Origin of the sequence: Persicitalea sp., from assembly GCF_041751555.1 — a bacterium.
GTDB lineage: Bacteria > Bacteroidota > Bacteroidia > Cytophagales > Spirosomataceae > Persicitalea.
Genome location: NZ_JBGSXF010000290.1, coordinates 1 through 6,784 on the forward strand (window position 1 = coordinate 1; position 6,784 = coordinate 6,784).

The window sequence follows — 6,784 nt, forward strand, 5'->3', positions numbered from 1 at the left end:
GCCAATTCTGAAGGCAAAAGTTCAGCGGGCGATAAATACGAAACGACGCGCTCCATGAGCCAGCTCGACCGGAATATGCACGCCCGGCAGTACGAACAGGCCCGCCAGGAAAATACGATTCTTGAACGCCTAGAGGCGACACCGGAGCCGGACAGTTACGAGCGCGTGGCAATGGGATCTTTGGTAAAAACTACGGCAGGTTATTTTTATATCGCGGTGAGTGCTGGAGCAATCAAAATTGAAGACCAAACAGTAATGGTCGTGTCGGCAGCTTCCCCCGTCGGTAAGTCAATATTAGGCAAGCAAGTAGGGGAAACGGTTGCATTTCGGGGGAAAAACTGGAAAATCGAGGAGATTGAATAGCCTTATTTTCCCAAAACCAGACTCCCGTAAGCAGGTACCATTAGCTTTTGCAAACTCAGAGTTTTTTCCACGTTTGTTTGGAACAAAATCTTCGTAAAAGCCGCTGCCGCTTCTCCCAAATCTACCCTTCGAGTCCTTCCCGAGATATTGTGAATGACCAGAATCGGCTCCGTCGGATGCGTTCTGACGTAGGCGATTATTTTTTTGTCCTGGCCTGCGACGGGGGCCAGATTAGGCCGCCGAATTTGGCTCAGCGCCGGGTACTTCTTCCGCAGCGCGATTAGTCTTTTATAATGATTGAGCAAAGAATCGGCATCGGCCAATTGCGCCTCGGCTGAACGCACTACCCCGGATCGGGAGTAAAGCGGCTCGATCCAGCGGGTGCGTCCGGGATCGTCGGGCCGATCGGTCCAGAGGAATGGCTCACGGATATGCTGGTCGGGTTTTACGCCCAGCATTCCGATTTCTTCACCATAATAGATATAAGGCTGGCCGGGCAGCGTCAACAGCATCGTGGCCGCCAGTTTCATTTTGTTAATGCTCGCGCCCGCTACGCTGCCAATGCGATTTTGGTCGTGGTTGGTGAGCATGGTCGCATCTACGAAGTCGGGGTTGTGAGTACCGAAGATGCTGTAGTCTTCCCGCAATTTCTCAATAATTCCCTGCTCCTTTTTGACAAGCCCCTGATCTTTTCCGGTACGAATGATTCGCTGAATAGCAAAACTCAGGTCAAAGTGAAAATTTGCTTTCAAACCTTTGAAGTAAGGTGCAACCTCTTTGGCTTTGGCCCAAACTTCGCCAACCGTGTGAGCGTCGGACTTCGCTGCTTTCACAACTTGCCCGAATTCTTCCCAAAAGTCGATATTCTTCTCCCGCAGCCAGGGCGGATAAATGTGTCGTGCGGCGTCAAGACGGAAACCGTCCACGCCCACCTCGGTAAGCCAGTAGCGCACAATTTTATAAATCTCCTCGCGCAGGGCCTCGCTTTCGTAGTTAAGGTCGGGCATACCTTTCCAGAACATAGCATAATACTTTTCAGGATCACCAGGGTTGTCGTGCCAGGGAAAAATCACGTGAGCGTCGGCGGTTTCTTCGCGCTTTTTCACGCCTAATGCATCAATCATAGCGGGCGTCATCCACCAGTAAAAGTTACGGTATGGATCGTTGGCACCCATCCGCGCCTGCTCGAACCAGGGGTGCTGAACACTCGTGTGATTGATGACCAAGTCCATGTACAGCTTCATGCCGCGCGCATGGACTCCACTGAGTAACCGACGGAAATCGTCCTGCGTGCCGTATTCGGGATCAATGCCGTAGTAATCCATAACATCGTATTTGTGGTAGGTGGAGGACGGCTGAATCGGCGTGAGCCAAATCGCCTCTATACCCAAATCCTGCAAATAATCCAGTCGGGAAGTAATGCCATTCAGGTCACCGATGCCGTCGTCGTTGGAGTCACAGAAGGAGCGGACGAAGATTTCGTAGCAAATGCGGGGAGTGGTGACGGAGCAGCCCGCGCTATTGTGTGGTAGTTGAATCGTCAAATTGTGGAATTGATATCGATTTGGGGAACCTTGCCCGGAATGGGGTACTTCCTTTTATGCCTTTATTCTATAAAATAAGGTCTCAGCATATCATAAACCAAATGCGTAGGTAATCCCATGATCGTGTAGTAAGAACCCTCAATACGCTCGATGCCGATGAGTCCGATCCAGTCCTGAATCCCGTAACCGCCCGCTTTGTCGAAGGGCGGCTGGTACTTTACGTAGAAATCCAGTTCACTTCGGCTGAATTCGCGCAGTGTGACGGTGGCGATGTCAGTTTGGGTAGTCATGTTATTTCCGTCCAACAAACAAACCCCAGTAACTACCCGATGTGTTGTACCGGAGAGGCGTTGCAGCATCTCTGATGCCGCTGTTTCGTCAGCGGGCTTGTTCAGGATGAGGTCGTCCTTCACCACGATTGTATCGGCGCAAAGGATAATACTGTCCTTTGCAGCGTACTGAAATTGCTCCGCTTTCTTTTGGGCGAGATATGCGGGGACTTCGTCGGGCGGCATGGTCGTGGGAAAAACCTCGTCGGTGGGCCGTGCTTCGATAGAAAACTCGAAACCGCACTGCGCCAGAAGTTGTTGGCGGCGCGGCGAGTTAGAAGCCAGTATCAGCGGACGGGAGAGGGGGATGCGCATTGAAGTATTTTTGTAAATCAAACCGACAATTTACAGCAAAAGCGAAAAGAGTCACAGTATTTTAGGATAAAAACAAGAAAATAAACAGATAGATGTTTGTACATCATTTGTAAAAACGTTAGTTTTGCCAAATTTTTAAATTATATGTCCATCGAAGAAGCCATCAGGCAGAGCAGGTTTAGGTCTATTTACCACAAAATGGTAATCAATCTGACTTATACGGGCAATTGGATGGTGCATCAGCAGCATGTATTGTTGAGGGAACATGATATGACACCCCAGCAGTACAACGTTCTACGGATATTACGGGGCCATCATCCAAAACCCATGAAGGTAAATGCCATTACGGAAAGGATGTTGGATCAGACTTCCAATGCGTCTCGGCTAGTAGATAAGCTGATGGCTAAGAAGTTGTTGATTCGCGAAGTAAGCGTGACTGACCGCAGGGCAGTAGATGTAAAAATAACGACACAGGGTCTGGATTTGCTCATCACTATGGACCCAATAGTCGATGAATGGGAGAAAAAACTCCATACACTTAGTCTTGAAGAGGCAGTTCAGTTAAATGAACTTTTAGATAAATTACGTTCACCCGCTTAGGGCCATACTATACACACACAAACAAATCACGCACTATACACACACACTTTTTTTATTCTGTGCGTTCTCTCATTTTACAAAATCAATTGCAAGTATGAAGCTATTTAAACTAATGTCTTTGACCGCCGCCGCCGGGCTAATGCTGACGAGCGCGACACTGGTCGAAAAAATGCCTAAGGCTACTACCTACAAGGTGGATACTTCTAAGAGCGAATTGATCTGGCGGGGCAAGAAAGTGACGGGTGAGCACCACGGCACGATCGACCTGCAATCGGGTTCCTTTACGCTGGACGGCATGAAGCTGACGGGTGGCTCATTTGTGGCCGAGATGAATAGCATCAAGGATATTGACATTGCCGATAAGGACATGAATGGCAAACTCATTGGCCATTTGAAATCGGACGATTTCTTTGGTGTAGAAAAGCATCCTACTGCCAAGTTTGTTCTCACCAAAGCCGCTCCCAAATCTGGCGGCATGGTGGATGTGACGGGCGACCTGACGATTAAGGGCATCACCAAACCTGTTACTTTTCCCGTAACGGTAACTTCTTCAGGCGGCCAAGCGATGGTGAAGGGTACTATCGTAGTGGATCGCTCCAAGTACGACATGAAATTTCGTTCCAAGTCCTTCTTCGACGTTGCTACGCTGGGCGATAAGATGGTATATGACGACTTCGAGATTGAGGTGGATCTCGTAGGAATGAAATAAGTAAGCAACGTTTACGAGCGCTGTTCGCTCCGAATTAGCTATAACTGAGAGACTAAGTCAACGAGGTCGGTGTCCTGCGAAAGGGTGCCGACCTTTTTGCGTAAGCGGTACCTGGATTTGCGTAAAGAGTCGGTTGAAATGAAGACCATAAGTGGTCCAGTGCCAATCGGAAGTACTTCCATTGTCGACATAAATTCTTTTTGTTCAGACGGACTTCATTTTCTTTCAAATACCGGAAAGTCGTCCAGGTAGGCGATCTGCCCATTCCTTATTTCAAAACAAAAATGGCTCATTCCATTGGTAATCGCTAGATAAGCAGGACGTAGCGTGAAATTGTAGCGGGCGATCTGGGCAAAAGTAGCCGATGAGATTTTCACATCCGGGGACTTGCACTCTACCAATAGATGCGGCTGACCGTCGGTATTCAGAACCATAATGTCGGAGCGCTTGGCTAGTTTATTATAAAAAAGGCCGGTTTCGATCGCAAACAGCGACTTGGGGAACGAATACTGGTTGATTAGCAGATGTACGAAATGCTGACGTACCCATTCCTCGGGCGTAAGCATAATGTACTTGCGACGAATAATGTCATAAATGTGCGGTTTCCCGTTCAGCTCCTTAACTTTGTGCCCGAATGGAGGTAGATTCAACGATTCCATCCTTAAAACTACTGAATAGTTAGCCAATAAATCAATGAATACGAAGGAAGAGATCGTCAAGAATTGGCTACCACGCTACACAGGAACGCCCGCCGGGGAGTTTGGTGAGTATATCTTGCTTACCAACTTCATTAACTACGTCACGATGTTTGCGGAGAAATTCGACGTCGAAGTAAAGGGCATTGGGCGAGCCATGCAGACGGCTACCGCTAATAATATTACGATCGTTAACTTCGGTATGGGCAGTGCGATGGCAGCGACGGTGATGGATTTGCTGTCCGCAATTGATCCGAAAGCCGTTCTTTTTTTAGGAAAATGCGGTGGCTTAAAGAAAACACAAATTGGTGATTTTATTTTGCCCATCGCGGCCATTCGGGGCGAGGGAACCAGCAACGACTATATGCCAACTGAGATTCCTGCCTTACCTTCGTTTCGCTTACAGCGAACGGTTTCGTCGAGCATTGCGAAGCACGAGATGGATTATTGGACGGGTACGGTTTATACCACTAATCGTCGGATTTGGGAACACGACGAGAAGTTTAAGAAATATCTGCGGAAAATACGTTCAATCGCTATTGACATGGAGACGGCTACAATCTTCATAGTCGGCTTCGCTAATTCCATTCCCCACGGCGCATTGTTGCTGGTGTCGGACAACCCGATGATACCCGAAGGCGTCAAGACCGAAGAAAGCGATAAGAAAGTGACCTCGCTCTTTGTTCAAAAACACATTGATATTGGCATCGACGCACTCACTGAACTGGCTGAGTCTGGGGAGTCAGTGAAGCACCTGCGGTTTGAATGATGTGGTACGGGCTTCCAGCCCGTCTTGTAGGCCTAAACTTCTTGGTTTTGGGGCAAATTCAAAGCCAACGGGCAAGATGCCCGTACCACATTTGTTTACCTTTGCGGCATGAATTTGCAGGACAAAATATCTCATTCCCCTATTTTTCAGAAAATCGCCGAAGCGGCCCGTGCCGAAGGCGTGCAAACCTACGTCATCGGTGGTTTTGTACGGGATTTGTTATTGAAAAGAGCAAGTAAGGACATTGATATCGTTTGTGTGGGCAGCGGCATTGCTCTGGCCGAGCGACTGGCTAAGGTACTGGGGCCGGACGCTCACGTGGCGGTGTACAAAAACTTTGGCACCGCTCAGGTGAAAAGCGGTGATCTGGAAATAGAATTCGTCGGAGCCAGGAAAGAATCGTACCGCGCTGAATCGCGCAAGCCTATCGTGGAAGATGGTACTTTGAAAGATGACCAGAACCGCCGCGACTTTACCATCAACGCCCTTGGCATCAGCTTAAACGAAGCCGACTACGGCGAGTTGATCGATCCCTTCGATGGACTGCGCGATCTGCGGATGCGGATGTTACGTACTCCGCTGGAACCCGAGGTCACTTTCTCTGACGACCCACTACGCATGATGCGTGCCATCCGCTTTGCGTCGCAGCTCAATTTTGACATTGCGCCGGACACTTACGATGCCATCGCCGCCATGAAGGATCGCATCGAGATCGTGTCGATGGAGCGCATCACGGACGAATTGAACAAAATTATTTTGTCTAAAACGCCTTCTTATGGTTTCAAGCTATTGTACCAATGCGGTTTGCTGGAAAAAATATTTCCGGAAATGATTGCTCTGCATGGCGTGGAAATCATTGACGGTCGCGGTCATAAGGATAATTTCTACCATACCCTACAGGTACTTGACAACGTCTGCGAGTTCACCGACGACCTCTGGCTTCGCTGGGCGGCCCTGCTGCACGACATCGCTAAGCCCGCCACGAAACGCTTCGACAAGAAAGCGGGCTGGACTTTTCACAACCACGAGGAAGCTGGTGCGCGGATGGTGCCGCAGATATTCCGACGGATGAAGCTGCCGCTTAACGAGAAGATGAAATTTGTGCAAAAACTCGTTCGGCTGCACCTGCGACCCATCGTGCTGTCGCGCGAGGAAATCACCGATGCTGCCCTACGCCGCCTGTTGGTCGATGCGGGCTACGATCTGGAAGCTCTGATGAAGCTTTGCCGCGCCGACATAACGTCCAAAAACCCGCTGAAAGTCAAAAAGTACCTCGCCAATTTCGACTTGGTGGAGGAGCGACTGGAAGAATTGGAAGAAAGGGATAAATTGCGCAATTTCCAGCCCGTCATCACTGGAGAAATCATCATGCAGACCTTCAATCTGAAACCTTCCCGCGAAGTTGGCCTCATTAAAGAAGCCATCCGGGAAGCCATCCTCGAAGGCATCATCCCCAACGA

Annotated in this window: 8 protein-coding genes; 5 read left to right on the forward strand and 3 right to left on the reverse strand. The window is 49.2% G+C overall.

All coding sequences use genetic code 11. The features are described from left to right. A partial coding sequence (locus tag ACEW8P_RS10180; RefSeq protein WP_373512976.1) for a transcription elongation factor occupies nucleotides 1-363 on the forward strand: 363 nt, incomplete at its 5' end. A 2-nt stretch (nucleotides 364-365) separates the two neighbouring features. Here ACEW8P_RS10180 and ACEW8P_RS10185 read toward each other — a convergent pair. Both ACEW8P_RS10185 and ACEW8P_RS10190 read right to left on the reverse strand, forming a co-directional pair. Beyond that, nucleotides 366-1,907 carry an alpha-amylase family glycosyl hydrolase gene (locus ACEW8P_RS10185; RefSeq protein ID WP_373512977.1) on the reverse strand — a complete coding sequence of 514 codons (1,542 nt, stop codon included), beginning with the start codon at nucleotides 1,905-1,907 and terminating at the stop codon, nucleotides 366-368. Between the two features lie 62 nt (nucleotides 1,908-1,969). After that, the gene (locus tag ACEW8P_RS10190) at nucleotides 1,970-2,551 is read right to left on the reverse strand and encodes a nucleoside triphosphate pyrophosphatase (RefSeq protein ID WP_373512978.1); all 582 of its coding nucleotides are present in this window, start codon (nucleotides 2,549-2,551) and stop codon (nucleotides 1,970-1,972) included. 144 nt (nucleotides 2,552-2,695) lie between these two features. Between ACEW8P_RS10190 and ACEW8P_RS10195 the strand changes: the two genes are divergently transcribed. After that, complete coding sequence (locus ACEW8P_RS10195) at nucleotides 2,696-3,151, forward strand: MarR family winged helix-turn-helix transcriptional regulator (protein ID WP_373512979.1); 456 nt, start codon at nucleotides 2,696-2,698, stop codon at nucleotides 3,149-3,151. 94 nt (nucleotides 3,152-3,245) lie between these two features. Next, nucleotides 3,246-3,860: a YceI family protein gene (locus ACEW8P_RS10200; RefSeq protein ID WP_373512980.1), complete on the forward strand. Its 615-nt coding sequence runs from the start codon at nucleotides 3,246-3,248 to the stop codon at nucleotides 3,858-3,860. Nucleotides 3,861-4,075: 215 nt separating this feature from the next. On the opposite strand, the gene ACEW8P_RS10205 is transcribed toward ACEW8P_RS10200, so the two are convergent. Beyond that, on the reverse strand, nucleotides 4,076-4,519 hold the full coding sequence (locus ACEW8P_RS10205) for a type I restriction enzyme HsdR N-terminal domain-containing protein (RefSeq protein WP_373512981.1): 444 nt from the start codon (nucleotides 4,517-4,519) through the stop codon (nucleotides 4,076-4,078). Between the two features lie 34 nt (nucleotides 4,520-4,553). Between ACEW8P_RS10205 and ACEW8P_RS10210 the strand changes: the two genes are divergently transcribed. Beyond that, nucleotides 4,554-5,324 carry an AMP nucleosidase gene (locus ACEW8P_RS10210; protein ID WP_373512982.1) on the forward strand — a complete coding sequence of 257 codons (771 nt, stop codon included), beginning with the start codon at nucleotides 4,554-4,556 and terminating at the stop codon, nucleotides 5,322-5,324. Between the two features lie 108 nt (nucleotides 5,325-5,432). Further along, the coding region (locus ACEW8P_RS10215; RefSeq protein WP_373512983.1) for a CCA tRNA nucleotidyltransferase at nucleotides 5,433-6,784 on the forward strand (1,352 nt) is incomplete at its 3' end.